The 26705-nt window shown below is 65.0% G+C and carries 26 protein-coding genes; 15 read left to right on the top strand and 11 right to left on the bottom strand.

Features of this window, described 5'->3' with window-relative positions; genetic code table 11:
• Positions 1 to 39 precede the first annotated feature (39 nt).
• Positions 40 to 1266, top strand: a complete 1227-nt coding sequence (locus tag BLS13_RS13770) for a cytochrome P450 (protein ID WP_093452926.1) — start codon at positions 40 to 42, stop codon at positions 1264 to 1266.
• A 123-nt stretch (positions 1267 to 1389) separates the two neighbouring features.
• Here BLS13_RS13770 and BLS13_RS13765 read toward each other — a convergent pair whose 3' ends face one another.
• Positions 1390 to 2274, bottom strand: coding sequence for an OmpA family protein (locus tag BLS13_RS13765; RefSeq protein ID WP_093452924.1), 885 nt, complete (start codon positions 2272 to 2274; stop codon positions 1390 to 1392).
• A gap of 247 nt (positions 2275 to 2521) precedes the next feature.
• On the opposite strand from BLS13_RS13765, the gene BLS13_RS20725 reads away from it, so the two are divergent.
• Genes BLS13_RS20725 through BLS13_RS13755 form a run of 3 tightly spaced genes read left to right on the top strand, consistent with a single transcriptional unit; the run spans position 2522 to position 4097 of the window.
• Complete coding sequence (locus BLS13_RS20725; RefSeq protein WP_176943588.1) at positions 2522 to 2689, top strand: hypothetical protein; 168 nt, start codon at positions 2522 to 2524, stop codon at positions 2687 to 2689.
• Entirely contained in the window at positions 2686 to 3231 is a 546-nt protein-coding gene (locus tag BLS13_RS13760) for a carboxymuconolactone decarboxylase family protein (RefSeq protein WP_093452922.1), read from the top strand. Before BLS13_RS20725 ends, BLS13_RS13760 begins: the two co-directional genes overlap by 4 nt.
• Positions 3228 to 4097, top strand: coding sequence for a sigma-70 family RNA polymerase sigma factor (locus BLS13_RS13755; protein WP_093452920.1), 870 nt, complete (start codon positions 3228 to 3230; stop codon positions 4095 to 4097). The genes BLS13_RS13760 and BLS13_RS13755 overlap by 4 nt, the downstream gene beginning before the upstream one ends.
• 20 nt (positions 4098 to 4117) lie before the next feature.
• Here the strand turns inward: BLS13_RS13755 and BLS13_RS13750 are convergent, their stop codons facing one another.
• Complete coding sequence (locus BLS13_RS13750) at positions 4118 to 4387, bottom strand: metal-sensing transcriptional repressor (RefSeq protein WP_093453074.1); 270 nt, start codon at positions 4385 to 4387, stop codon at positions 4118 to 4120.
• A 118-nt stretch (positions 4388 to 4505) separates the two neighbouring features.
• On the opposite strand from BLS13_RS13750, the gene BLS13_RS13745 reads away from it, so the two are divergent.
• From BLS13_RS13745 to BLS13_RS13695, 11 genes are all read left to right on the top strand, one after another.
• Positions 4506 to 5843 (top strand): MFS transporter, encoded by a 1338-nt coding sequence (locus BLS13_RS13745; RefSeq protein ID WP_093453072.1) that lies wholly within the window; start codon positions 4506 to 4508, stop codon positions 5841 to 5843.
• Between the two features lie 61 nt (positions 5844 to 5904).
• Entirely contained in the window at positions 5905 to 6276 is a 372-nt protein-coding gene (locus BLS13_RS13740) for a hypothetical protein (RefSeq protein WP_143011957.1), read from the top strand.
• Positions 6277 to 6327: 51 nt separating this feature from the next.
• Positions 6328 to 7596: a TolC family protein gene (locus BLS13_RS13735; protein ID WP_093452916.1), complete on the top strand. Its 1269-nt coding sequence runs from the start codon at positions 6328 to 6330 to the stop codon at positions 7594 to 7596.
• A complete protein-coding gene (locus tag BLS13_RS13730; RefSeq protein ID WP_093452914.1) occupies positions 7593 to 8741 on the top strand; it encodes an efflux RND transporter periplasmic adaptor subunit in 1149 nt (382 codons plus the stop codon). The genes BLS13_RS13735 and BLS13_RS13730 overlap by 4 nt, the downstream gene beginning before the upstream one ends.
• Positions 8738 to 11935 (top strand): efflux RND transporter permease subunit, encoded by a 3198-nt coding sequence (locus tag BLS13_RS13725; RefSeq protein WP_093452912.1) that lies wholly within the window; start codon positions 8738 to 8740, stop codon positions 11933 to 11935. Before BLS13_RS13730 ends, BLS13_RS13725 begins: the two co-directional genes overlap by 4 nt.
• Positions 11936 to 12088: 153 nt before the next feature.
• Positions 12089 to 12823 (top strand): DUF4198 domain-containing protein, encoded by a 735-nt coding sequence (locus tag BLS13_RS13720; protein WP_093452910.1) that lies wholly within the window; start codon positions 12089 to 12091, stop codon positions 12821 to 12823.
• Positions 12824 to 12854: 31 nt separating this feature from the next.
• On the top strand, positions 12855 to 13235 hold the full coding sequence (locus tag BLS13_RS13715; RefSeq protein WP_093452908.1) for a hypothetical protein: 381 nt from the start codon (positions 12855 to 12857) through the stop codon (positions 13233 to 13235).
• A gap of 26 nt (positions 13236 to 13261) precedes the next feature.
• Positions 13262 to 13972 (top strand): HupE/UreJ family protein, encoded by a 711-nt coding sequence (locus BLS13_RS13710; protein WP_093452906.1) that lies wholly within the window; start codon positions 13262 to 13264, stop codon positions 13970 to 13972.
• Complete coding sequence (locus tag BLS13_RS13705; protein ID WP_093452904.1) at positions 13969 to 14565, top strand: hypothetical protein; 597 nt, start codon at positions 13969 to 13971, stop codon at positions 14563 to 14565. The genes BLS13_RS13710 and BLS13_RS13705 overlap by 4 nt, the downstream gene beginning before the upstream one ends.
• A gap of 46 nt (positions 14566 to 14611) precedes the next feature.
• Positions 14612 to 15280, top strand: a complete 669-nt coding sequence (locus BLS13_RS13700; RefSeq protein WP_093452903.1) for a haloacid dehalogenase type II — start codon at positions 14612 to 14614, stop codon at positions 15278 to 15280.
• Positions 15277 to 15993: a cupin domain-containing protein gene (locus BLS13_RS13695; RefSeq protein WP_093452901.1), complete on the top strand. Its 717-nt coding sequence runs from the start codon at positions 15277 to 15279 to the stop codon at positions 15991 to 15993. Before BLS13_RS13700 ends, BLS13_RS13695 begins: the two co-directional genes overlap by 4 nt.
• 182 nt (positions 15994 to 16175) lie before the next feature.
• On the opposite strand, the gene BLS13_RS13690 is transcribed toward BLS13_RS13695, so the two are convergent.
• The 9 genes from BLS13_RS13690 to BLS13_RS13650 form a co-directional block, all read right to left on the bottom strand.
• Positions 16176 to 17300 carry an NAD(P)/FAD-dependent oxidoreductase gene (locus tag BLS13_RS13690; RefSeq protein ID WP_093452899.1) on the bottom strand — a complete coding sequence of 375 codons (1125 nt, stop codon included), beginning with the start codon at positions 17298 to 17300 and terminating at the stop codon, positions 16176 to 16178.
• The gene (locus tag BLS13_RS13685) at positions 17297 to 18667 is read right to left on the bottom strand and encodes an FAD/NAD(P)-dependent oxidoreductase (RefSeq protein WP_093452898.1); all 1371 of its coding nucleotides are present in this window, start codon (positions 18665 to 18667) and stop codon (positions 17297 to 17299) included. Before BLS13_RS13685 ends, BLS13_RS13690 begins: the two co-directional genes overlap by 4 nt.
• Positions 18649 to 18978 carry a (2Fe-2S)-binding protein gene (locus BLS13_RS13680; RefSeq protein ID WP_256325877.1) on the bottom strand — a complete coding sequence of 110 codons (330 nt, stop codon included), beginning with the start codon at positions 18976 to 18978 and terminating at the stop codon, positions 18649 to 18651. Before BLS13_RS13680 ends, BLS13_RS13685 begins: the two co-directional genes overlap by 19 nt.
• A complete protein-coding gene (locus BLS13_RS13675) occupies positions 18960 to 20153 on the bottom strand; it encodes an acetyltransferase domain-containing protein (protein WP_371128206.1) in 1194 nt (397 codons plus the stop codon). Before BLS13_RS13675 ends, BLS13_RS13680 begins: the two co-directional genes overlap by 19 nt.
• Before the next feature lie 141 nt (positions 20154 to 20294).
• Entirely contained in the window at positions 20295 to 22106 is a 1812-nt protein-coding gene (locus BLS13_RS13670) for an ABC transporter ATP-binding protein (protein WP_093452896.1), read from the bottom strand.
• Complete coding sequence (locus tag BLS13_RS13665) at positions 22103 to 22942, bottom strand: ABC transporter permease (RefSeq protein WP_093452894.1); 840 nt, start codon at positions 22940 to 22942, stop codon at positions 22103 to 22105. Before BLS13_RS13665 ends, BLS13_RS13670 begins: the two co-directional genes overlap by 4 nt.
• Positions 22939 to 23898, bottom strand: coding sequence for an ABC transporter permease (locus BLS13_RS13660; RefSeq protein WP_218123290.1), 960 nt, complete (start codon positions 23896 to 23898; stop codon positions 22939 to 22941). The genes BLS13_RS13665 and BLS13_RS13660 overlap by 4 nt, the downstream gene beginning before the upstream one ends.
• Positions 23895 to 25433: an ABC transporter substrate-binding protein gene (locus BLS13_RS13655; protein WP_256325876.1), complete on the bottom strand. Its 1539-nt coding sequence runs from the start codon at positions 25431 to 25433 to the stop codon at positions 23895 to 23897. Before BLS13_RS13655 ends, BLS13_RS13660 begins: the two co-directional genes overlap by 4 nt.
• Positions 25430 to 26704: an NAD(P)/FAD-dependent oxidoreductase gene (locus tag BLS13_RS13650; protein WP_093452891.1), complete on the bottom strand. Its 1275-nt coding sequence runs from the start codon at positions 26702 to 26704 to the stop codon at positions 25430 to 25432. The genes BLS13_RS13655 and BLS13_RS13650 overlap by 4 nt, the downstream gene beginning before the upstream one ends.
• Position 26705 lies beyond the last annotated feature (1 nt).

The following is a 26705-nucleotide window of genomic DNA, read 5'->3' as shown; positions in this document are numbered from 1 at the left end:
TGCGCCGCTAAGCCTGAGCTTCACAAAGGAAATGACATCATGAGCAATAATGCTGCTGCGAGTGCCGTCTGCCCGGTTCATGCCGGGCGCGATGACCGAAAGACCGCCGACACGGTCAAAGCGGGGCTGCCCGTTTTTCCGAACTCCCGGGTGACCGAGAACTTCCGCTTCGCGCGTGATGTCATGCGCTCGCCCGAGATGCGCCAGGCAGCCGGCGACGCCGATTCGATCGTGTTCGATAACCCGGCGGAAATTTCCTTCTTCTTTCTCGACGGCGAACTGCACAAACGCCGGCGCGCGTCGGTCGCGGGCTATTTCGCGCCGAAAGCCATCGTCAGCCGTTATCATCCGCTGATGAAGGCGACGATGGATCGCCTCGTTGCGGAATTCCAGGCGAAGGGCTCCGCCGTCGTCGACGAGATGAGCCTGGAATTGGCATCCGACGTAACGATGGAGATCGTCGGGCTTACCAACAGCGATAACAAGGCGCTGACCCAGCGCATCAAGACGATCATGGGCAGCCACAACAGCTTCGACAAGCGCCGCTGGTATCGCTTCACCCACGACAAGCTGTTCGGCTGGTATCATACCGCGATCAAGGCGTGGCGCGTGATGGAACTCTTCAAGAAGGACATCGCCCCTGCCATCGCGGCACGGAAGGACAATCCGCGCGACGATGTCATGTCCTACATGATCCAGAATAATTATTCGAAAAAGGGCATGCTGATCGAGATCATGACCTATGCCGGCGCGGGAGTTTCCACCACCCGCGAATTCATGGTCATGGCAGTCTGGCAGCTCTGGGACCACCCCGAGCTCATGGAACGCTTCCTCAACGGCAGTGAGGAAGAGCAGTTCGCGATCATAGAGGAAATCCTTCGGATCGAACCGATTGCCGGTTATCTCTATCGCCGCCCCGTCGCCGACGTTCCCGAAACGGCGGAAGGGACGATCAAGGAAGGCCAGCTCGTCGCCATCGACATCAGGGGCGTCAATGCCGATCCTTCGATCGTCGGCGAATGCCCGTATCAACTCGATCCCGACAGGGCGAAGCGGCAAAAGATTGCGGGCTCCTGGATGAGCTTCGGCGACGGGCCACATCGCTGCCCGGGTTCGCAGGTCGCGCTTCACGAAACGCGCTTCTTTCTCGACCGCTTGTTGCGCGTGCCCGGATTCAAGCTTGTGACGCCCCCGAAAGTCGGCTGGAGCCTGTCGACGCAGGGCTATGAACTGCGCGAGGCCGTGGTGACGTGCGACCGGGTCTGAAGCGACAGCGCATAGGACGTCAGGCCGGGAGTGGACTGTCCGCTCCCGGCCCGAATGCGGAGATTCCTTGAGATCTCCGCTTGGAGCCATATCGGGAGTGCGAAGCACGCACCCTCGTGCAACTTACAGGCCGTCCACGCTCTTGCTGACCAGGACGTTCACCGCAACGCGGCGATTCTGGGCCTTGCCTTCGGGCGTGTCATTGCTCGCCAACGGGTCCGCTTTGGCCATCCCGGTCGGGGTAAGCATGCGATAGGGTTTCCAGCCGCAGGCCTGCTGAAGATAATTGATGACGTGACTGGCTCGCTTTTCGCTGAGCTGTTGATTGAAATCGTCGCTTCCAGTCGAATCCGTATAGCCGACAACCAGGATCAGCGCGTTCCCCATCCCCTCGGCTGAGGTTGCCGTGGTGCAGAGATTGGCCTTGTCCTCGGCGGAGAGGTCCGCCTTGCCGGTATCGAAGTGCACGTTCGTCGTGCCCTTGATATTATATTTGTCGATATCGCCCATGCGGCCGCGCAGCGCCTCCGTTGCCGCGGTCTGCTCATCAAAGCGCTGGGCAGTCCCGTTACGGATCATGGCCGCGGTCTTGAGATCGTTGTTCCGAAACGTGATCTGGCTCGCCACCAGGCCACCGCCCGATTGTCCGTCGGCCGGTTGCAATGTTTTGACGGCAACCGGCAATCCGTTGAGCAGCGAGTCTGCGCCAAGCTTGCCGCGATTGCCGCCGAACAAGCCCCCTCCGGCCTTGATCCGCGTAGCGTCGTTGATCGCAATGATACTGCTGGTGCCGTCGGCAGTCGTGACTTTCATCTTGTCGCCATTGCGCGCGGAGATGACGCCTTTGATCTCAGGCCCCGCGGTCATCACCGGCGCCTCCGCGGGCACGCCATTTACGATGATACCGCTGTCGGACGGGTTCTGCGGCTGAGCAGACAAACTCCCTGCAGGTATGGCAAGCGTGGCAAGCAGGAAGCTGACTCCAACCCTCTTAGAAATGACATGCATATGCGTCTCCTCTGAACTGCCCCTACGGCGCCAGCCTGTTCAGATTGACCTGTCTGGCACATGAACACCCTCGCCAAGACCGTTATCGAAGCCGGTAATTCGAGCCCACCGTGCGGCGAACCGATATAGGTGCTGCTGACAGGCGGCTCTCCGGCGAGCAGCGAATGGCCGGTCAGCACAAAAACGCCGTCACATTTCATGCCCTCGTCTCGTCTTGCATGCTGATGCCAAGATGGGAGGATTGCGGATGGTGTTTCGATTGTTGCGCGGCGGGCTGGGGCGGTTCCATGCGCTGTTCCACCTTTCGCATCTGGCGATGGGGGCAACCGCCGAGGCGCCGGTGGCCATCGCCGTTGCCATCCCGGCCTTCCTCGGTCTCGCGCTGGCGTGGCCGCGCGGGGAGGCGACCGCATGATCGGCTTTCTCGCCCGCCGGATGATCGACGCGATGGAGCGCCATCTCAACAGCGATATGCGCTATCTGCGGGCGCTCCAGGCCGCTTCGCCGCGCGGCTTTCACAAATTCCTCAAGGCCACCGCGCTGTCGCGGCATCGCGAGGTCGTTCCCATCGCCGCCAGCCACGCCGCGCGCCTGACCAGCCTTGCCTTCGAAGATTGCGGGCCCTGCGTTCAGATCGCGGTCGATCAGGCCCGGGCTGCGGGTATGACGGATGCCATCATTCGGGCGATCCTTGCCGCCGACACGGCGCCGATGCCGGAAGACGTGGTGCTTGCCTACCGCTTCGCCCGATCTATCCTGACCCGATCGGCCAATCTCGGCGAACTGCGCGAGGCGGTGCGGGACTGCTGGGGGGACGGGGGTGTAGTGGACCTGACGATGGCGACCCAGGGCAGCCGCCTGTATCCCATGCTCAAACTGGGCCTGGGCTTTGCGGAGACGTGCCACCGGGTCCGCGTGGGTGCGGAACAGCTTGCACCGACCGGACCGACCACATGAATGCAGGGCAAGACCCGATCGCCCCGTTTCGCGGCCGGCTGCTGGGGCTCGCTTATCGCATGCTCGGCAGCCGCGCCGATGCGGACGATGTGCTGCAGGATGCCTATCTCAGGATCCGCGACGCGGCGGGCATCGCCAACCCCGAGGCCTATCTGGTCACAACGGTCACCCGACTGTGCATCGACCGGCTGAAGAGCGCACAAGTCCGCCGCGAGACCTATATCGGGCCGTGGCTGCCCGAACCCATTCTCGATGCCGAGGCGATGTCACCCCACACAGCGCTGGAGCTGGCGGAGGACCTGTCCTTCGCCTTGATGCTGGTGCTGGAGCGATTGTCTCCGCCCGAGCGTGCGGCATTCCTGCTGCACGACATCTTCGATGTCGGCTTTGCCGAGATCGCGGCGGTCCTGGACAGGAGCGAGCCTTCGTGCCGGCAGCTTGCGTCACGCGCGCGGCGGGCCGTAAAGGCGCACCGCCCCGCGACGCCTGTCCCCATCGAGCAACAAGGCGCGCTGCTGGCGTCGTTCGCGTCGGCGGTATCAAATGGCGATGTCGCGGCGCTGATGGCGGTGCTGCGCGAGGATGCGATATTGTTGTCCGACGGTGGCGGGTTCAAGCTGACAGCGCTGAACCCGATCCTCGGCGCCGATCGGATCGCCCGCTATTTTGTCGGATCAATGCGCAAGTTCGCCGGACGCGGGCCGGTGCTGCGGCATCAGCCGCGCATGATCAACGGCGCGCTCGGCGTGGTGAGCTATCTCGGAGACGTGTTGGACCAGGTGCTGTCGCTTCACATCGAGGGAGACCGGATCGCCGCGATCTACATCGTGCGCAATCCGCACAAATTGGCCCATCTGCGAGGTTGAATCCCAAGAGGAACCCGTCGTTAGAGATATTTGGAAATCGCGCGAAACTCCTCGACAGCCAGTTCGACCCCGCCATCGTCTTTGGCATGCACCAGGCAATGGTCGATATGATCGTTGATTAGCGCCTTTTTGGCGTTGACCACCGCCTTTTCGACGGCCTGGAGCTGCTGCACAACGTCGAGGCAGGGCCGGCCGGCCTCGATCATGTCGACGATGCTGCGCAGATGCCCGCCGGCACGGTTCAGCCGCTTGACGATCGCGGGATGGCTTTCATGCCTGTGCTCGGTCATCCACCACCATCCCGTCCGTTCTTCGATGGGGTTTACATATCCTCCCAGGGGGGATATTTCAAGCTGCGGCATATCCTCCATGGGGGATATCGTCGAGCCTGACAGGACACCGCCCTCCGTGCTTTCCGTTCTCGCCAACCGGACCTATCGCCATCTGTTTCTGGCCCAGGTCATCGCCCTGATCGGCACCGGGCTGGCAACGGTCGCGCTCGGCCTGCTGGCGTTTGATATCGCCGGCGGCAGTGCGGGCGCGGTGCTGGGGACGGCTTTGGCGATCAAGATGGTTGCCTATATCGGCGTAGCGCCGATCGTCGGCGCCTTTGCCGACCGGCTGCCGCGGCGCGCCTTCCTGGTCTGCATGGATCTTGTCCGCATGGCTGTCGCGATCTGCCTGCCGATCGTCGACCAGATCTGGCAGATCTACGTGCTGATCTTCGTCCTGCAATCGGCGTCGGCTGCCTTCACCCCCACCTTCCAGGCGACCATTCCCGACGTGCTGCCCGAAGAACGCGATTATACGCGCGCGCTCTCGCTCTCGCGACTCGCTTATGACATGGAAAGCCTCACCAGCCCGATCCTCGCGGCGGGGCTGCTGACCGTCATCAATTTCCACTGGCTGTTCTCGGGCACCGCGATCGGCTTCCTCGGCTCGGCCCTGCTGGTCATTTCGACCGTCCTGCCGCGCGCCGCAGCGTCGGCGCCGCGCCAGGACGGGATCTACGCCAGGACGACGCGCGGCACACGAATCTATCTCAAGACGCCGCGGCTGCGCGGCCTGCTCGCGCTAACCCTCGCGTCGGCGGCGGCGAGTTCGATGGTGATCGTCAACACCGTCGTGATCGTGCGCGGCAATCTGGGTCTGTCGCAGCGCGACGTCGCGTTCACCCTCGCGGCGTTCGGGGCCGGATCGATTCTGGCCGCGCTCAACCTGCCGCATATCCTCGACCGCCTCGCCGACCGCACGATCATGATCGGCGCGGCCGTGGCGATGACGATCAGCCTGGCGCTGCTCGCCATCCTGACGGCCTTTGTTGAACAGGGGGCCGGCTATTGGCACACCCTGCTGGCGGGCTGGTTCATCCTCGGCATCGCGTATTCGATGAGCGTGACGCCGTCCGGCCGGCTGCTCAGGCGCTCTGCCAATGCCGACGATCGCCCGGCCCTGTTCGCCGCCCAGTTCGCGCTCAGCCATGGCTGCTGGCTGATCTGCTACCCGCTTGTCGGGCAATTGGGTTCAGGCGCGGGGCAGGCCGCAGCGTTTGGCGCGATGGCGGTGATCGCATTGATCGGCACGACGACAGCGCTTTGCGTCTGGCCTGCTCATGATCCCGATACGGTTGCGCATGATCATGCGGATCTTGCGTCCGATCACCCCCATTTGCGCGAAGATCATGGCGCATCCGCCGCTCATCCGTTCGTGATCGACGACCTCCATCATCATTGGCCGCGGCAATGATCGCGGCTGTGCGATCCGACAGTCCTTGTGATCCCGGCCTGTCCGCTATAGGCTTGAGGGCATGACGACATTGTCGACCGGTTCGCGCCCCCCACGGGAAAGCGCGCGCATGCGCTTTTCGGCGCTGCTGGCGATTCTGGCATTGTTCGGAATGCTGGCGCTGGCGACCTGGCACGATGCGGCGCCGCACGTTCATGATGCCGATCATCCCGCCAGCGTCGATGTCCATCATGCGCCTACGCCCGATCATCAGCCGGATCTCGCCGATCTGATGCATGTGGCGGCGCATGCGGTTCTCCATACCGTCATCCCTCCGACGTCGCCGGTCATTGTCATGGCGATCGCGCCGGTGACATCGGGCTGGATGCCCGCGCAAACCCAATTCCACGGGTCGCTCGCGCCGCCTTCGATCCTGCGCCCCCCTCGGGGCTGAATGCCGCGCGCCTCCGCGCGCCCTCATTTCAGCCTTTCAGGGGAAAAAACTATGATAGCCTCAACGGGCCGGCTGCCGCGTCGCGCGCTGTCCGGCATGATGGCCGCGACGTGCGTCGTGAGCCTGTGCGCAACCGCGCATGCGGGTGTCGCGCCGCCTTTCGCCGCGCTGCTGCGGCAGGCCGCCAATGCGCCGCGGCTCGCGGTGAGCGAAGCCGAGATAAGACGGGCCGAGGGCCTTTCCGAACAGGCGCGCGCACGGCCCAACCCGACGGTCAGCGTGCAGACCGAGAATGTCGCCGGCTCCCAGCCCTATCGCGGGTTCGATCGCGCCGAGACGACATGGCAATATAGCCAGCCGATCGAGATCGGCGGCAAGCGTTCGGCGCGGATCGCCGCGGGCGAGGCCGGCGTCACCGCCGCGCGTGTTCGCGATCGGGATTCCCGGATCGGCTTCGCTTATGATCTCGCCCGCGCTTACGCCGCCGCCGAAATAGCCGACCGGCGGGTGGCACTGGCCGAGGACGAGGTCGAGGAAGGCCAGAACGATCTGGGTGCCGCCCGGGCGCTGGTCGATGCGGGCAAGGAGGCACGGCTGCGCGCGCTGCAGGCCGAATCGTCGCTGAACGCGGCGAGCGCCGATCTCGAGACTGCCAATGCCGCGCGAATCGCCGCGCTCGCACGGCTATCGGCACTGGCCGGGGTCGAAGAGCCGTATAGCGGGCTTTCCGAATCGCTGCTCGACCGCCCTGCCCGTGCGCCAACGATCGGCCCCGTCGATCCCGCGACCAGCACCGCCTATCTCGCGGCGCTCGCGGATCGGGATGCGGCCGAACGGCGCCTCGTCGTCGAACGCAAACACGCGATCCCCAATGTTACCGCCAGCATCGGCATGCGCCGCCTCGAATTTGAAAAGGCGAATGCGGTGGTGGGCGGCATATCGATCCCGCTGAATATCTTCGATCGCAATCGCGGCAATATCGCCGCCTCCCGTGCCGAAGTGCAGGCGGCAGACGCACGGGCTGCAATGGCGAAGAACGATGCGCGCGCCGAATCGCAGGCCATCAAGGCCGAACTCGCTGCGGTCGACAAGCGGGTCGCGGCCGCTGATACGGCCCAGGCAACGGCCGAAGAAACCTATCGCCTGGCGCGCATAGCCTATGAGGCCGGCAAGGCGCCGTTGATCGAGTTGCTTGCCGCCCGCCACGGCCTCGGGCTCGCACGCGGCACGGTTCTCGATGCCCGCACCGCCCGCTTCGAAGCCCAGGCCCGGCTCGCCCGCCTTCAGGGGCGCACCATTTTCGGAGATCCGATCCAATGACTCCCGACAAGCAGAAGCTATTTGCCGGCGCCGCACTGGCGCTCATTCTGGCGGCATTTGCCGGCTTCACCACCGCCCGTATGACAGCGCCATCCGCACCAGCCGCCGAAGCCACACAGGAGACGCCAGTCTCCACCGATGCGATCGCAATTTCGAACGATGGCATCAGGACATCCGACATCACTGTCGCGCCCGCGGGATCCGGCGCCGTTGACGCCATCATCGTTGCCAGCGCCACCGCCGAGGCGACCCCGGACGCGCTGGCGGTGCTGACCGCGCGCGCGCCGGGCACGGTCACGCGCATCTTCAAACGGATCGGCGACACGGTTCGCGCCGGTGAGACGATCGCTTTCGTCGAGAGCCGCGACGCCTCGGCAATCGCCGCCGATCGCGGTGCCGCCTCGGCGCGGGTGACGCTGGCGAGCCGACAGCTTGCCCGCGAGCGGCAATTATTGGCACAGGGCGTGTCGCCGCGTGCCGACTACGATAGCGCCGAGGCCAATCTCGCGGTAGCGCAGGCGGAAGCGCGCAGGGCGAATGCTGCGGCCAGCGCCGCCCGCGTCGCGCGCGACGGGCGATCTGTCGCCGTCGTCAGCCCCGTTTCCGGACGGATCACGTCGGCCTCCGCCAGCCTTGGTGCCTTCGTACAGGCGGAAACCGAGCTGTTCCGTGTCGCCGATCCGCGCCGCATTCAGATCGAGGCCAGCGTACCTTCGAACGACGCCACACGCGTGCGGCCGAGCGACCGGGTGGAGCTGATCGCGGTCGACGGGCGGCAGATCGAAGGCCGCGTTCGCTCGGCCACCGGCGTCGTCGATCCGCAGACGCGGCAGGCGACCATCCTCATCATGCCGGTTGGGAGCGACCTGATCGCGCCCGGCCAACTCGTTCAGGCGCGCATCTTCGCGAGCGGCGGCGCGATCGCCGACGGTGTGATGGTCCCGCAGGACGCGGTGCAGACGCTCGGCGACCGGGTCGTCGTGTTCGTCCGCACGCGAACGGGCTTCAAGGCGCAACCGGTCCAGACCGGCAGCCGCGGCGGCGGGCTCGTCGCGATAAGCTCCGGGCTGACGGCGGGAACGCCGATCGCGACAGGCAATGCCTTCCTGCTCAAGGCCGAACTCGGTAAGGAGGCGGCGGAATGATCGCGCGCATCCTTGGGCTGTCGGTGCGCGGTCGCTGGCTGATCGCCTTCCTGACACTCCTCATCATCGCCTTTGGCGGGTGGCAGGCCACAAAATTGCCGATCGACGCGGTTCCGGACGTGACCAATCGCCAGGTCCAGATCAGCGCGTTCGTGCCGACCCTCGGCCCGGTCGACATGGAAAAGCAGGTCACCTTTCCGGTCGAAACCGCTCTTGCCGGCATATCAGGGCTCGAAATGACCCGCTCGATCACTCGCAACGGCTTCAGCCAGGTGACGGCGGTCTTCAAGGACTCGACCAACATCTATTTCGCGCGGCAGCAGGTCGCCGAACGACTGGCGCAGGCGAGCGACACCCTGCCCGCCGGGGTCCAGCCACGGCTCGGGCCGCTGGCCACGGGGCTGGGCGAGATCTTCATGTATTCGGTCGCCTTCCGGCACCCGGACGGCAAGGGCGCGCAGCCACGCCAGGGCCAGCCTGGCTGGCAGACCGACGGCAGCTACCTCACCCCCGAAGGCGAACGGCTGACCACCGAACTTGCCAAGGCCGCCTATCTGCGGACCGTGCAGGATTGGGTCATCCGGCCGCAGATGCGTTCGGTGCCCGGCGTTGCCGGCGTCGATTCCAACGGCGGCTATGTGAAGCAATATGTGATCGAGCCGAACCTTGGCGCGCTTGCCGCTTATGGGCTTTCGATCACCGAACTCGCCGATGCGCTGGAACGGGCGAACCTGTCGGCCGGATCCAACTATATCCGCCGGGCGGGCGAGAGTTTTCTCGTCCGCGCCGATGCCCGGCTGAAGTCGATCGCCGATATCGAGGATGCGGTGGTCGCCACTCGCGCCGGTGCGCCGGTACGCGTCCGCGATGTCGGGCAGGTCGTGATCGGCGGCGCCGTCCGCACCGGATCGGGCAGCCGCGGCGGCGCCGAAGCCGTCATCTCGACGATTCTGATGCTCACGGGCGAAAACAGCCGGGTCGTCGCCAATCGGGTGGCCGACAAGCTCGTCGAGGTCAATCGGACGCTGCCGCCGGATGTGGTTGCCGAGCCGGTGTACAACCGTTCGAAGCTGGTCAACGCCACCATCGCCACGGTCGAGAAGAACCTGACTGAAGGCGCGCTGCTCGTCATCGTCATCTTGTTTCTGCTGCTCGGCAATATCCGGGCCGCGCTGATCACGGCGGCGGTGATCCCGATCACGATGCTGATGACTGCGGCAGGGATGAACGGGCTGCGCGTATCGGGCAATCTGATGAGCCTCGGCGCGCTCGACTTCGGCCTGATCGTCGATGGTGCGGTCATCATCGTCGAAAATGCGCTTCGGCGGCTGGCCGAACGGCAGGAACATGAGGGCCGGTTGCTAACCCACGCCGAGCGCATGGAGGAAACCACCCACGCCGCGCAGGAAATGGTGAAGCCCACGGTCTATGGCCAGGCGATCATCTTCCTGGTGTTCGTGCCGCTGCTCACTTTCCAGGGTGTCGAAGGCAAGACTTTCGCGCCGATGGCCATCACATTGATGATCGCGCTTGCCAGTGCCTTCATCCTGTCGCTGACCTTCGTGCCGGCAATGACGGCGCTCTTCATCACCGGGAAGGTCAGCGAAACCGAGGTCAGGCCGATCCGCTGGTTCAAGCAGCGATATGCCCCGCTGCTGGCGAAGGCGATCCGCCGGCCGCTGCCGTTCGTGGCGGCCGGCGCCGGCGTGTTCCTGGCGGCCGCGCTTCTCTTCGGCGCGCTGGGCGAGGAGTTCATGCCCCAGCTCGACGAGAAGGACATCACGGTCACCAATTTCCGCATCCCATCGGCCTCGATCGATCAGTCAACCCAGATGCAGCTCCGCATCGAGGACGCCCTGAAATCGCTCCCCGAAGTCGCCATGGTGTTTTCGAAGAACGGCAATGCCGATCTTGGCACCGATCCGATGCCGCCAAATGCGTCGGACACCTATGTCATCCCCAAGCCCGAAAGCGAATGGCCGAAGGAGGTTCGCAGCAAGGCGGATATATTGCGCCGCATCGAAGCGAAGATGAAGCCGCTGATCGGCAACCGCACCGAAATCCAGCAACCGATCCAGATGCGCTTCAACGAGCTGATCGCGGGCGTGCGTTCGGACGTGGCGGTGAAGCTCTATGGCGACGATCTCGACAACATGAGCGAAACCGCGGGACGGATCGCCGCCGCACTGCGGACGGTGCCCGGTGCCGCCGATGTGCAGACCGAACAGACTTCGGGCGCGCCGACATTCGATATCCAGATCGATCGGCAGGCTGCGGGCCGGTACGGCCTGTCGGTCGAGGAGATCGCGAACACGGTTGCAGCCGCACTCAGCGGGCGCGACGCCGGCATGCTGTATGAAGGGGATCGCCGCTTCGACGTGGTCGTTCGCCTGCCCGACGTCCAGCGCGACGATATCGAGACGCTGGGCGCGATCCCGGTGATGCTGCCCGCCGCCGGGGGCGAGCCATCGCGCTCGATCCCGCTGCGCGCAGTGGCGCGGTTCCATTATACCGAAGGCCTCAACCAGATCAGTCGCGAGAATGGCAAGCGGATGGTGGTCGTCCAGGCGAATGTGCGCGATCGCGATCTCGGCGGCTTCGTCAATGAGGCGCAGGCAAAGATCGGCAGGATGACGCTGCCGACGGGGATGTACGCCGAATGGGGCGGCACGTTCGAAAGCCTGCGGTCCGCCCGCATGCGCCTGCTGATCGTCGTGCCGATCTGCTTCGTGCTGATCTTCGCCTTGCTCTACATGGCATTGGGCGGGGCGATTCCGGCGCTAATCGTGTTCAGCGCGGTGCCGATGGCGCTCGCCGGTGGTGTGTTCGCGCTTTTGCTGCGCGGTATCCCGTTCTCGATCACGGCCGCCGTCGGGTTCATCGCCTTGTCGGGGGTGGCCGTGCTCAACGGGCTGGTCATGATGGGCGCGATCCGCAAGCGGATCGATGATGGCGAAGCGATCGATGCGTCGATCGCGGCCGGCGCGATGGAGCGCGTGCGGCCGGTGCTGATGACCGCGCTGGTCGCCAGCCTCGGCTTCGTGCCGATGGCGCTGGCGACCGGAACCGGCAGCGAGGTGCAACGTCCGCTGGCGACCGTGGTGATCGGCGGGCTGATCACGTCGACCGCCCTCACCCTCCTCGTGCTTCCGGCGATATCGGCGCTGATGTTCAGGCTGACCGGCCGCAGATGAGGATCCGGAGCACGCAGTGAATTATGCTGCGTGCTCCGCCTGCGGGCAGCGATCCTGCCAGCGCCGGGGTGTAGAAAAACCGTCCATCCCGTCGATGCTCTATAAACTTGATCCAACAGCGCCGTGGGGCGCCAAACCATAGGATGATCATTCATGCCTAGTCTGAAGCCCATTGTTGCTGCCGCGATTCTCGCCGGCATCCTTACCGCACCGGTCGACGCGCATGCGGTCTGGTTCGCACAGCGCGCCAAGCAGACCGCTCTCATCTACGGCGTCGGCGCCGACGATCTCGACGCTGTCAAACGCTTCTCGTTGATCGAGAAGATGACCGGCTACGACGCAAATTATCAGGCGATCGCGGCTAAACCCCGGATCGCCGGCCCGATCGTGCTGGTCGATACCGACCAGCAGCCCACCCTTTTGTCGGTGGTTTTCCAGAACGGCATCTGGTCGCGCGTCGGCAATGGCGAGTTCGAGAAGAAGGGCCGCGACGAGATGCCGGAAGCGACCCTTTCGGAAAAGAACATCAAATATTCGGTGGCGATCATGGGGCCGATCGACAAGCCGATCCCGGCGCTGCCCGATCAGGCGCTACAGATCGTGCCGGTCGGGCCGATCCCGAAGCTGCTCGGCGAGAAGCTGACCTACAAGGTGCTCTACAACGGCAAGCCCGCCGCGGGCGCCAGGATGATCAACGATCTCATCAATGATCCGGATGCCAAGCCGGTCGAGACCGCCGCCGATGGCACCGTCACGCTGGTGGTGCGCAACCAGGGGCTCAATGTGATCCAGGCGGTGTTCAACGGCCCGACCGACAATCCCAAGCGGTACGACCATATCGAGAATACGGCGACCTTGGCCTTCACGCTCCAGCATGCGCCGGAGTAATCGGACGCGCGACCCCAGAGGAGACAGAGAGATGAAGAAAATCCTGCCCGCGATCCTGCTCGCCATCGCCACGGCCGGCGCCAGCCAGCCGGCCTTTGCCCATGGCGCGACCCAGCCCAAGCACGGCGGCATCGTATCGATGAGCGGCGAAACCTTGTTCGAACTCGTCAATGCGCCGACCGGCATCCAGCTGTTCGTGGTCGACGATGACGAACCCGTCGTCGCCACGGCCATGACCGCCAAGCTTTCGCTCGATGCCGGCGGCAAGACTCAGAATATCATGCTGAAGCCGGCGGCCGGGAACCGCTTCGATGGGCCGGTGCTCAAGCTTAAGCCGGGCGCGAAGCTTGGCGTGCTCGTGATCGACAAGACCAGTCAGGCCCATCTCGGGACGACCTTCATCATCAAGTAACAGCGAGACAGGAATTTCGCGTGGATATGAAGCGGATCTTGGTGCGGGTGCGACCGCTGCAAGCGGGAATAGCCGCCGTCGTCCTGCTCTTGGCCGATGCCGCTTTGGCCCATGGCGTTGCCGCGAGCGACAAGGCCTATATTCAGAGCCATCCGGGTACCAATATCATTCCCTATATCTATCTCGGCGCCAAACATATGGTGACCGGATATGATCATCTGCTGTTCCTGTTCGGCGTGATCTTCTTCCTGTATCGGCTGAAAGACGTCGGCAAATATGTCACCCTGTTTGCGATCGGACATAGCACGACCCTGCTGATCGGCGTGCTCGCGAACATCCGCGCCGATCCGTTCGTGGTCGACGCGATCATCGGATTTTCCGTCGCCTATAAGGCGCTCGACAATCTCGGCGCGTTTAGGACGGTGTTCGGTTTCGAGCCGAACCAGAAGGCGGCGGTGCTCATCTTCGGCTTCTTCCACGGCTTCGGCCTGGCCACCAAGCTGCAGGAACTGGCGCTGTCGCGCGACGGCCTGTTCGCCAATCTCGTCAGCTTCAACATCGGCGTCGAGATCGGGCAGTTCATCGCGCTGAGCATCATCCTCATCCTGATGACCCTCTGGCGCCGCAGCCGCAGCTTCGATCGCAGCGTGCTCGTCGCCAACGCGTTGCTGATGACCGCCGGCTTCGTGCTAGTCGGCTATCAGCTCACCGGATTTGCCATGGAGCATGGAGCATGACGACCACCGCACTTGCCTATCAGGCCAGCGGCAAAAGCCTGGCAGGCGCGTCGATCGCGGCGCTCGCGGTGGCCGCCGCCATCCTGACTTTGTTCGTGCTTCCGGCCGAATATGGCATCGATCCGACAGGCGTCGGCCGCGTGCTCGGCCTGACGAAGCTTCACGGGGAAGCTGAGGATGTCGACGTGGCGGCGGCGCCGGCGCCGGCCGGTATCGCGCCGATCGTCGTTCCTGCGCAGACCCGCGATACGATCATCCGCACGACGCCGTACCGATCCGACACGCGCATATTGACGCTCGCGCCGCATGCCGGCGTCGAGATCAAGGCGGAAATGCAGACCGGCGATCAGTTCGTCTTCTCCTGGAAGGCGACCGGACCGGTGAAGATGGACATGCATGGCGAGCGATCGCTGACCGCCACCGATTTCTCCAGCTACTGGAAGCAGAAGGGGCTGACCGAGGCGCAGGGCAGCTTCATGGCGCCCTTTCCCGGCATCCATGGCTGGTACTGGCGCAACCAAAGCGAGAAGCCCGTAACCGTGACGCTCGTGACCAGCGGCTTCTACCGCAAGCTGATCCAGCCGACCGAATGAGCAAAATGACCGGATCGAATATCAACGCCCGAAAAGCAGGTGGTGAATGGCAATGCTGAAGCCAAAATATATAACGTTCGATTGCTATGGCACGCTGATCTTTTTTCAGATGGCGCCGGCTGCCCGGGTCCTGTTCGAGGACAGGATCGCGCCCGAGGCGATGGATTCATTCTGCAAGGATTTCTCGGCCTATCGCCTCGATGAGGTGCTGGGTGCGTGGAAGCCCTATAAGGATGTCGTCGAAGGATCGCTCCGCCGCACCTGCAAGAAATGGGGCATCGAATATCGCGACAGCGATACCGATACGATCTACGCGGCGGTTCCGACCTGGGATCCCCATCCCGACGTGATCGAACCGCTCAAGCGCGTTGCCGCGGAATTCCCGCTCGTCATCCTGTCCAACTCGATGATCGACCTGATCCCGCACAGCGTCGCGCGCCTTCAGGCGCCGTTTCACGCGGCCTACACCGCAGAGGCGGCACAGGCCTATAAGCCGCGCATGCAGGCATTCGAATATATGTTCGACATGCTGGGCTGCGGGCCGGAGGACGTGCTCCATTGCTCGTCAAGCTATCGCTACGACCTCATGACAGCCTATGATATGGGTATCCGGATGAAGGCTTTCGTCAATCGCGGGCACGAACCCATGAACGCTTATTACGAGGTCCATGAAATTCCGGATATTGGCGGCCTGCCGGGATTGCTCGGGCTGTGAAACAGGACGTTTTCACCGCATCCGAGCGGGTTCGCACCTTCATCGATCTGCGCAGCTTCGCCGCGACAGCGGCTGTTTCTGGCGGTGATTATCTGTCCGCGCGTACCCCGCTCGCGCTGCCGGATGGCCCGGTGGCGATCGCGGCCCTGACTGCGACGGGCAATGGCAGCATCGAACGCCTCGATGCGGACGAGTTTCTGATCGTGCTCGAAGGGGAATTGAGCCTCGATTCGGGCACCACGAACGTCCGCCTCAAGCCCGGCGAGAGCGCGGTGCTGCCAGCGAACCTCTCTTTCTCCTGGTCCGCCGGTCCGAACCTGCGGGCGATCGTGATGCGGTGCGCGGTCATCCCCGGCGCGACCGACATCGTGCCGATCGACGACACCGCCCCGTTGACCCCATCCGGGTCGCCGCAGGACGCGCTGCTGATCGGTCCGACGCCATCCTGCCGCAATCACCGCGACTATCAATCCGAAGATGACGTCTTCATCTGCGGCACCTGGGATTCCACGCCTTATCATCGCCGCGCCATGTCCTACGGCCATTATGAACTGATGCATCTGCTGGCTGGTGAGGTGACCGTCGAGGATGAAACCGGCCGAACGGGGACGTTCGGCCAGGGCGACACCTTCGTGGTCGAACTCGGCGCGTTCTGCTCCTGGTCGAGCAAGACCCATGTGAAGAAGGCCTACGCGATCTACCGCCCTGCCTGACATCGCAGCGCTACCATAGGCGCAGAAATAATGAATTACGTTATTTTTCAATATGATGTAACATCCTCAGCCGTCATTCCCGCGAAGGCGGGAACCCATATCCTCTGAAGCTCGAACCTCTTGTGGTTCGGAGATTATAGGTTCCCGCCTTCGCGGGAATGACGAGCCGATGATGACGCCGATCAACCCGCGAAACGGGCGATCGAATAAGGCGCGATCGGAGTGGTCGTGGCGCCCGTCGCGATCAGTTCAGCCATGACATCGCCCACACCCGGCCCGATCTGGAAACCGGCGCCGCAAAAGCCGAACGCATAATAGAGACCGGCCACGCTAGCGCTGGGGCCCATCACCGGAATGTCATCCGGAAAATAGCTCTCCACCCCGCTCCAGACGCGGATGATGCTGGTCGCCGCAAAGCCCGGCATCACCCGCCGGATCTGCTCCATCTGCCCCAATATATTTTCCGGCAGCACATTGGCGCGGTTGGTCTCGTTGGAGGCCGGCCCCCGCGTGCTGCCGCCCAGCACGATATTTCCGCGCTCGACCTGACGAAAATAAACGGTCTCATAGACATGAGGCGTCGAAACCCCGATCGTCGGGGCAATCCGATAGGGCAGCGGCTCGGTCACGGCCATTTGCGGTCCATGCGTCTCAAGCGGAACCGGCTCGCCGAACAGAGCCGAGAGCTTGCCGCCCCAGGCCCCCGCCGTCACCAGCAGGGTCGGCGCGGTAAAGGATCCGCGTCCGCGGACCTCGATGATGAAATCCTCGGCCGCCCTGGTGATGCCGACAACCTCGGCGCCTTCCTCGACAATCGCGCCCGCGCGCGCCGCCCCGCGCGCGATCGCCGGGGCGGTAAGGCGCGGATTGGCGTGGCCGCCCGTCGGATCGAAGCAGCCCGCCACGATCTCGCGCCCGAGATAGGGAAAGCCGGCGCGCAATGCATTGGCCGACATCATTTCGAGATCGAGGCCGTAATCACGTGCATCGCGGGCGTAGGCTTCGAGCTTGTCGGCCTGTTCGCGCGTATAGCAGACGCGCAGATGCCCGCGCTGGACGAATTCGCAATCCTCCCCGATCAGCTCGGGCAGCCGCATCCATATATCCAGCGCGCGGTTCGACAGCGGAAGCTGGTGCAGATAGCGCCCCTGCCGACGGACATTGCCGAAATTGGTGCCGCTGGCCGCCTGGCCGACGAGATCGCGTTCGAGCAGGATGACGCTCTTGCCGCGCTGGCGCAGGAAGAAGGCCGCCGAAGCGCCCATGATGCCGCCGCCGACGATGATGACGTCCGCGCTCCGCCTCATTTGTCACTCCTGACGGTGGCCATCGACAGCGGCTTGACCGGCGCTTGGCCCCGCAACCTGCCTACCTCGGGAAGATCGATCCCGCGCGCGGCGGCGAGGATCTCGGCCGCCGCCGAGCCGCAATAGCGGCCCTGGCATCGCCCCATGCCGACACGCGACAGCGCCTTCGCCCGGTTCAGCTCGGGTGCGCCCTTGGCCCCGCTCGCGTCACGAATCTGGCCGGCCGTCACCGCCTCGCAGCGGCAGACGATGATATCGTCGCTGATCGCGCGCGCCAGTTCCGCGGGCCATGGGAAGGCCGTCGCCAGACCCCGTCTGAAGCGATCGAGCCGCCCGAGGCGTCGTTTCAGCTTTTTCACCGCCACATCATCGACGGATCGGCCCAGATCGGCCAGCACGGCCAGCGCGGCCAGCCGGCCCGCCGCCTCCGCCGCATCGGCGCCCAATATTCGGGCGCCATCGCCGGCGGTGTAGATGCCGGCACAGGATGTGCGGCCGTCCTCGTCGGTTTCGGGGCGCCACTGGCCGGTCGCGCCATCGAACAGGAAGGTACAGCCGGCAAGATCGGCAAGCTGGGTCTCGGAGCGCAGGTGAAAGCCCATGCCCACGGCATCGCATGCAGTTCTGCGCTGTTCGCCGGACGCGGTGCGGTACAGCACGGCACCGACCTGATCCGGCCCTTCGATCGCGATCGGCACAATCCCCTGTTCGACCCGCACGCCCGCCGCCTTGAGCGCGACGCGCATCGCCATCCCACGCGCCAGCAGGCCCGGACGCACGAGAAGATCGCCGACGGCCCTGAATTGCGCCGTCGCTGCCGCTGTATCGAGCACCCCGGCGACCTTGATGCCGGCCTTCACATATTGCGATGCGACCAGATACAGCAACGGCCCGGTGCCGAGGAAGACCGGCCGGGCACCGATGCTGCACGCCTGCGCCTTGAGCGAAATCTGGGCGCCACCAAGGCTGTAGCAGCCGGGGAGGCTCCAGCCCCTGATCGGCAACAGCCGATCGGTGGCGCCGGTCGCCAGGATCAGCGCATCGAACGGCAAAGCGGTGGAGACCCCGGCCTGCACGACGTGAAGCACGCTATCGCGCAGATTCCAGGCGAGGCTGTCCGGCCGATAATCGATCCGGTCGCCGAGCGCGTCGAAGCCGCTGTGCAGCGCCCGCGCCTTGGCGGCATCGGGGCCATAGAGCATCTCCGGGGTTCGCGTGAAACCGGCCGGCTGTCGGCGATAGATCTGTCCCCCGGATGCGGTGCCTTCGTCGATCACGACGGGACGCAGGCCCGCCGCCACCAGCGTCTCGGCGGCACGCATGCCCGCGGGCCCTGCCCCGACGACGATCAGGCGGGGATCGGCCACAGCGACTCTCCTGCAGCGCCGGTGAGAACCTGCATGCCCTGCACGGCGCGGGTGGTGCAGGCGCGCAACCGCTGCCCGTCCGCCGTCCACATCCAGCAATCCTGGCAGGCGCCCATCAGGCAGAAACCCGCGCGTTCGCCATCGCCAAACTCGGACGAGCGCAAGGTCGACCGATTGGTGAGGACGGCCACGAGCAGGCTGTCGCCCTCCAGCGCGGACACCGGAGCACCGTCAACCTCGATCGTGATCGCGGCGCGCTTCGTCTCGGCAATGCGGTGAAAACGGCCGATACTCACAGATATTTCAGCCACCAGATATCCTTGCGCCGCTTCTTCAGGTTCGAAAACCACCGCGTCGGGAAATAGAGTGGCACGATCAGCCCGACATACCAGAGCCACACGACATAGAGATGGTCGACGCCGAACACCGTGCCCTTGTTCGGCCCCCAGATCGCCAGCGCGATCAGATAGAAGATCTTCAGCACATAGAGGTGGAACATATAGAAGAACATCGGAGCGCCACCGAGGATCGACAGCCAGCGCGAAAGATTGCCGCCTTCGAGCTTTTCGAACTGCCCGAGCAGCACCGTACCCACGCCCAGCGTCGACAGCAGGAACAAGAGCGACGGGGGATATTTGGTGAGCGCCAGGAAGCTCATGACCGTTCGCAGCGGCTCACCGGGGACGACGAACCAGGGCTTGTCGCCATAGATGTTCAACGCGCGCAGCACGATGAAGGCGGCGATCATGCCAAGGCCGAGGGTCAGCAGGCGCCGCCGCCGATCGTCGGCCGCCAGCCCGGAAAACCATGGGCCCAGCGCATAGCCGAGCGCGATGACGCCGATCCAGGGCAGGACCGGATAGGTCGTCTTGATGGTGATACCGGCCAGTTCGAACACGCCCCGCTGATGCAGCATCGCCCAGGGGATGTAGAAGCTGTCGCCGGGCGCCAGCACGATGCCGTCGAGCAGATCATGTCCGCACACAATCACAAGCCCGACCGCGACAAGCGCACCGCGCGACAGGTGCAGCAAGGCCGCCAGCACGACCATGCTCACGCCGATCGCCCAGATCACCTGCAGCCAGAGCGTCTGCGGCGGGAATTTGGCGGACCAGGCGAAAGCGACGAAGGTCAGTTCCAGAAACATCAGGAACAGGCCGCGCTTCAGCAGGAAGGCCGACGTTTCGGCCTTGCTGTGCTTCTGGCCGAACAGATAAGCCGAGAGGCCGGTCAGCGCCACGAAGACCGGCGCGCAGATCGTGCTGGTCAGCCGCGTGAAAAACAGGGCCGGCACGATCGTGCGGGCATCCATCGGGTCGCTGACCTGAAGGTGGAGAAACCATGTCTCGCGAACATGGTCGAGCAGCATGATCACCATCACGAGGCCGCGCAACGCATCGATGCTCATCAGCCGCGCCGTCGCCGCGGCGGGCGTCGCACCGGCCGGGATCGCCTTCATCTGGTCGGTTTGGGCTATGCTTGCCATGCTCACGCTCTCCCTGCTGCGCTGCGCGTCGTTCACATTACCAATTAGATGCGCTTCGGCCATGTTTCGGCGGTCGTTTTACAGGTCTGCGGCATGCGATCGTTGCGAAAGCGACGGCGCGCGCAGAATAAACTGCTGTCCTCAACCGGTCGCGTCGATCAGCTCTTTTATGCTGCGATGGCAATGGATGATCCGCCCCGCATGCGCACGCGCCGGCGGCGCTTCGACGTCACAGCGGCCGGCCTGCGCAAGATCGCACCTGACGAAGAATCGGCAGCCTTGCGCTCCCGGATTCGAACGGCCGGTTGTGCTCCCGAGATCGCCGACCTCCTCGAGCCAGCCCTGCCGGAGCACCGGCACCGACGCCATCAGCAGGCGCGAATAAGGATGGTGCGGCGCCGACGACAGGCTATCGCGCTGCGCCGTCTCCATCGTCGAGCCACCATAGAGGATCAAGGTCTCGTCGGCGATCGCGCGCACCGTCTCCAGATCATGGGTGATGAACATATAGGCCAGCCCAAGCTCGCGCCGCAACTCGATCAGCAGATCGAGCACCGCTTCCGCCACCACCGGATCGAGCGCCGAGGTCACCTCGTCGCACAGCAGCAGATCCGGCCGGGCGGCAAGCGCGCGGGCAAGGTTGATCCGCTGCTTCTGCCCACCCGACAGCTCGCGCGGCAGGCGATCGCCGATATGGCCGGGCAGGCGCACGAGATCGAGCAGCCGTGCCACCTCCGCCTTCAACGGAGCGCCGCGCAACCCATGGTAGAAGGTGAGCGGGCGGCCCAGCGCCTGCGCGACCGGCACCGCCGGATTGAGCGCGGTATCGGCATTCTGGAAGACGAGCTGGATCCGCCGCAGATCTTCGCGCTGCCGATGCGCGATACCCGCCGCCAGCGTCGCGCCGCTCAGGTTCACATGGCCCGAGCTTCTGGCGTGCAGGCCGGACACGACGCGCGCCAGCGTGCTCTTCCCGCTGCCCGATTCCCCGATCACGCCGAGCACCTGCCCGCGCCGGATGGTCAGGCTGATCCCGTTCAATATGCGCGTGCGGGGCTGCCCTTCGCGATCGACCCCGCCATAGCCGGCGATCACGTCCCGCAATTCGAGGAGCGGCGGCTCGCCCGGGGCGCCCGGCGGCAGATCAACCGCCTGCCCTTCGGCGCGCGGCGCCGCCGCGGCGACAAGTTGCCGGCTATAGGGATGTTCGGGCGCGTGCAGGATCGTGCCGGTGGTTCCCATTTCCTGTATCGCGCCATCGCGCAGCACGATGATCCGATCGGCAATCTGGGCGACCACGGCCAGATCATGGCTGACATAGACCGCAGTCGTGCCGAGATCGCGCACCGCGGTCTTGAACGCTTTGAGCACCTCGATCTGCGTGGTGACATCGAGCGCGGTTGTCGGTTCATCGAATATGACGAGCGCCGGATCGGTAATCAGCGCCATCGCCGCCATTAGCCGCTGCAACTGTCCGCCCGACACCTGATGCGGATAGCGCGCGCCGACGCCATCCGGATCGGGCAGTGCCAGCCGGCGAAAGAGGTCGCGCGCTTTCTGCTCGGCCGCGGCCCGATCCATGCACCCATGGATGACCGCCGGCTCGATCACCTGCTGCATGATCGGGAGCATCGGGTTGAACGCGGCCGCCGCGCTTTGCGCGACATAAGCGACGGTACGGCCGCGCAGTGATCGCAGCGCATGCTCGTCGAGCCGGTCAAGCCGATGGCCGGCCACCTCGATCTCGCCACCCACAATCCGGCAGCCCCTGCGGGCATAGCCCAGCAGCGCCAGCGCGATGGTGGTCTTGCCCGAGCCCGATTCGCCGATCAGCGCCAGCACCTCGCCCGGCGCGACCGACAGGCTGACGTCGCGCACGATCGGCAGGTCGCTCCCGTCGTCGGCGCGGGCGACGATATTGAGACCCTCGATGCGGGCAAGCGGCCGGATCATTGCTTTCCCCGTCCGCGATGATCGGGAAGGGCATCGATCAGCATGTTGACCCCGATGGTGAGCGACGCGATTGCGACCGCCGGAAACAGCACCGCCGGCGCGCCGAAGCCGAGCCCCGCGATATTTTCCCGGACCAGCGCCCCCAGATCGGCATAAGGTGGCTGGAGGCCGACGCCGAGAAAGCTCAGGCCGCTCAGCAGCAACACGACATAGACGAAACGGACGCCGAAATCGGCGGCGAGCGGCCCGGTCACATTCGGCAGGATCTCGCGGAAGACGATGTGGGGAAGGCGTTCGCCGCGCGCACGGGCGACCGTCACAAAGTCGAGCATTGCCACGTTCAGCGCCAGCGCCCGCGCGGTACGGAAGGCGCCCGGCATGTAGATCACCGCCAAGGTGCCGATCAGCACCGGCACCGACGGCCCCAGCGATGTGATCACCACCAGCCCGAACATCATGCTCGGAATCGCGATCACCGTATCGAACACGCGGCTGAGGAGCGTATCGAGCCATCCGCCGCTGGCCGCCGCCAGCCCCGCCGCCACGCCGACTCCGGCCGCGACCAGCGTGGCAATGAAGGAGATGGCGACCGTGTAGCGCCCGGCGGTCAGGATTCGGCTCAGCATATCGCGGCCCAGATAGTCGCTGCCGAGCGGGAAGCGCATGCTGGCCGGGCTGAAGACGTCGAGATCGATCACCTGGCCCACGTCGTGCGGCGCCAGCATCGGCCCGAACAGCGCGATCAGCAACCAGAAGCCGACGATCGCCATGCCGATCGCGCCGCTGGTGGTGAAGCGACGGCGGGGCCGCGCCGTCATGGCCGCAGCGTCGCTCATCGATAGCGCAGCCTTGGATTGGAAAGGATCGCGACGATATCCGCCGAAGTCACGAGGATCAGATAGGATCCGCAAAAGATCATCGCGATCGTCTGGACCAGCGGCATGTCCCGCGTGGCGACAGCGTCCACCATCAGGCGCGCCACGCCGGGATAGTTGAAGATGATCTCGACGACGATGACCCCGCCGAGCAGCACCGACAGGCTGAGCGCCACCGCATTCGCGATCGCCCCCATCGCGTTGGGCAGCGCATGGCGCAACACGATCCGTGCGGGCGAAACGCCCTTCAGCACCGCCGCTTCGGCATAGCTGCTGTCGAGCGCGTCGATCACGGCCGCGCGCGTCATGCGTATCATCTGGGCGATGACCACACAGGCAAGGCTGATCACCGGCATCGCGAAGACCCGCGCCATGCCGCCGAGCGATTCCACGTCGCGCATCGATGACAAGGCCGGAAGCCAGTGCAACGTCACCGCGAACAGCATCACCGCGAGCGTCGCGATCAGGAATTCGGGCACCGAGACGATCGCGATCGAAACCACGCTGACAGTGCGATCGAAGATCGAACCCCGTTTCACCGCGGCGAGAATGCCGAAGGTCAACGCGATCGGCACCGAGACGAGGGCCGTGAGCCCGGCGAGCAGCAGCGAACTGGCGAGCCGCGGGCCGATCATGGTGGCCACCGGAAGCCCCGTCACCAGCGAGGTTCCGGGATGCCCGCTCAGCAATCCGCCGAGCCAGGACAGATAGCGCCAATAAGCCGGCCGATCGAGGTGCATCGCCGCGCGCAGACCCGCCAGCGCCTCCGGGGTCGCGCTCTGCCCGAGGATCGCCTCGGCCGCATCGCCGCCCATCAGCAGCGACATGCCGAAGATCACGATCGACACCAGCAGCATCGTGCCCAATGCCGAGGCGAGGCGCCATGCGATCAGCCCGGGCAGGCGACTGCGCATCATGCCTCGTCCAGCCAGACATGGGCAGCGAAGTCATAGCCCATCATCCCGCCCTGCGGCATCGGCTTCAGCCCCTTGAGCCGGGGGCTATAGGCATCGAGCAGGTTGATGAAGAGCGGGATGCCGACGCCGGAGAGATCGCTCACCATATGCTGCATCTCGCCATAGATGGCGTGTCGCCGCGCTTCATCCGTGTCGCCGCGCGCTTCGAGCAGCAATTTGTCGAACCGCGCATTGCGCCAGCCAGACTCGTTCCACGGCGCGGTCGACGAATAGAATTGAGTGAAGATGATATCCGCCGTCGGCCGGGGATTTATATTGCCGAAGCCGACCGGCACCTTCATCCAGCTCTGGCTCCAATAGCCGTCCGCCGGCGCGCGACGGATATCCAGCATGATCCCGGCCTTGCGGGCGGCCTCCTGCATCAGGACGCCCATATCGTCCGATTTCATCGCCGCCGTCGATGTTACGATCGGTATCGTCGATCCGGCGAGCCCCGCCCGCTGGAAGTGGAAGCGCGCACGATCGGGGTCGAAGGCACGCTGCGGCAGGTCGGCGGCGTAATAGGGATTGGTCGGCGGAATGGGCTGATCGTTGGCGACCGTCGCATAACCGCGGAATATCGCGTTGCGCATCGTCTCACGATCCATCAGCGCCTTCATGCCGGCGACGAACTCGGGATTGCGGCCGGGGTCCTGATCGAGCCGGATGATCAGATCGGTATAACCGCCCGACCGGCTTTCGAGGACATGGAATCCCTGCGCCTTGAGGCGCCCGGCAATGCGGGGGTTGGTTTCGTTGACAAGATCGACGTCGCCGGACAACAGCGCGTTGATGCGCGCGCTGTCGTCGGCGATCGAAAACAGCTCGACCTCCCCCAGATGGACGGGGCCGCGCCAATAATCCTCGTTGCGAACCGAAACCGACCGCACGCCCGGCGTGAATTCGGCGCAGCGGAAAGCGCCCGTGCCGTTGGCCGTGCGAAAATCCGTGGTGCCCGCCCGCACGATCTGGAATTGCGAAATGCCGAGGATCACCGGCAGATCCGCATTGGGCCCGGTCAGCGTGATCCGCACCGTATCCGGCCCGAGCGCGCTCACCTCCGCGATCTGCTCGGCAAAGACGCGCGCTTTCGATCCAACCGCGGGATCATGGTGCCGCCGCAGCGAATAGACCACGTCGGCGGACGTCAGCGGCCTGCCATCATGGAAGCGAACGCCCTTGCGCAGCTTCACCATCCAGATCCTGGCGTCCCTGCTGTCGATCGCCTCGGCCAGCGCCGGCTGCGCGCGCTGATGCTCGTCGAGCCGGGTCAGGCCATCGTAGAACATGTTGCAGCGGCAATAGTCCATCACCATCGACTGTTTGGCGGGATCGATGGTGTCCGCGGTCGAACTCGCTGCCGTCGCCACCCGCAGCCGCCCGCCCTTCACCGGCGGTCGCGCCTTGGGAAAGCTGCACGCGCCGACCAAGGCTCCGGCCGCGGCAACACCCAGGAATTGCCGTCGGGTGGCGGAAAGGCGGTCGACGCCGATCAATGCCGCCAGTCCTGATAGCGATAATAAGCACCGACAATCGGCAGGAACCAGGGCGTGCCGAAATGGCCCGGGACAGTCGGCCAGTCGAGCCCCGCCAGCGGGTTTGCCCCGGTCTCCCCACCCATCACCCGCGCCATGCGATCGCCCATCAGCACCGACATCTGCGTGCCGTGTCCACTGAATCCGGTTGCGAAAAACAACCCGTTGCGCTCGCCCGCGCGCGGCAGCCGATCGGCCGTCATGTCGACAATGCCGCCCCAGGTGAATTCGATTGGCATGTTGCGGATAGCCGGGAAGATCCGGGCGAGATCGGCGTGCAGAACCGCCCCGCTCTTCATGTCGCTCTTCGGGCTCGACAAAGCGAAGCGCGCACGCCCGCCAAAGATCAGCCGGTTGTCGGCGGCGAGCCGGAAATAGTTGCCGATATTGCGCGTCGTCGTGCAGTTGCGCCGGCCGGGCATAATTTGCGCCGCGACATTGCGATCCAGCGGCGCGGTCATGATGATGAAGCTTCCGATCGGAACGATGCGCCGGCGGAGCCAGCCAAACGGCCCCCGCATCGAGGCGCCGGTTGCGAGCAGCACCTGATCGGCCACGATCGTTCCCCGCGCGGTGGTCACGCGGAAGCGCCCGCCGCCGAGCGGCACGAGCGCCGTGACACCGGCATGCTCATAGAGCCGCGCGCCATGGCGGACGGCCGCATCGGCAAGGCCGGCGCCAAAACGCCCCATGTGCATCGAAGCGCTGCGGGGAAACAATATGCCGCCGTGAAACTGATCCGAACCGATCTCATCCGCGAGCTCGGCGCGCGACAGCAGCCGCAGATCCGGCTCAACCTCGCGCGCCAGATATTCGGCGGTCCGGGCGAGCTTCGCACCATGTTCGGGCTTGTCCGCAAGCTTGAGCTTGCCGTTGCGCAGAAAATCGCAGTTTATGCCCTCTTCGGCGACGATCGTCTCGACGAGGTCGACGCCATCATCGAACGCGCGATACAGCGATCTCGCCCGCTCGATGCCCAGCCTGCCGGCCAGTGCACCGAGATCGCCGGCAAGGCCGTTGTTGCATTGGCCGCCGTTCCGGCCCGATGCCTCGCCGCAAATCTCTCCGGCCTCCAGCAGCACGACATCGGCGCCGGCCAACGCCAGCGATCGCGCCGCGGACAACCCGGTGAACCCGCCCCCGACAACGACACAGCCCGCACGCTCAGGCAGTTCATCGGCCGCGCCGCCGGCGAAGCGCGGGGCCGTCTCGCGCCAATAGGATTCGAGCATG

This window comes from Sphingomonas sp. YR710, assembly GCF_900101455.1.
Classification (GTDB): Bacteria; Pseudomonadota; Alphaproteobacteria; order Sphingomonadales; family Sphingomonadaceae; genus Rhizorhabdus.
This window is presented reverse-complemented; position numbering and strand designations above follow the sequence as displayed.